Annotated in this window: 1 protein-coding gene; it reads right to left on the reverse strand. The window is 67.0% G+C overall.

Annotated features, from left to right (window positions below):
- Nucleotides 1-395 (reverse strand): Hsp20/alpha crystallin family protein (locus ADL15_RS18195; protein WP_067692149.1); only part of this gene is annotated, 395 nt, incomplete at its 3' end.
- Nucleotides 396-461 lie beyond the last annotated feature (66 nt).

Consider the following 461-nt stretch of genomic DNA (forward strand, 5'->3'; position numbering starts at 1 on the left):
TTGCGGGGCTTGGCCTTCTCGGCGATCGGGATGCGCAGGACCAGTACGCCGTTGTCGTAGGCGGCGTCGATGCGGTCGGTGTCGAGGGCGTCGCCGAGGAACAGTTGGCGGGAGAACACGCCGAGTGGGCGTTCGGTGAGTTGGACGGTGGCGTGTTCGCCGAGGTCGATCGGGCGGCGCTCGGCGCGTACGGTCAGCACGTTGCGTTCCACGTCGATGTCGATGGCGTCGGGGTCGACGCCGGGCAGGTCGAGGGCGATCACGAACTCGTCGCCGTTGCGGATCGCGTCGACCGGCATCGCGGTCGGCCGGGACCAGGTCCCGGTGGGTGTGGCTCCGAACAGCTGCTGGGCGAGCCGGTTGACCTCGGTGAAGGGTTCGCTGCGCATCAACATGGTCCCACCTCCTGCGGTCTCGACTACGGGGTCAATGCGCGATACCTTGTTTCTAACACGTCATCG

The sequence above is a fragment of the Actinoplanes awajinensis subsp. mycoplanecinus genome (genome assembly GCF_001509495.1).
In the GTDB taxonomy this organism is placed as follows: domain Bacteria; phylum Actinomycetota; class Actinomycetes; order Mycobacteriales; family Micromonosporaceae; genus Actinoplanes; species Actinoplanes palleronii.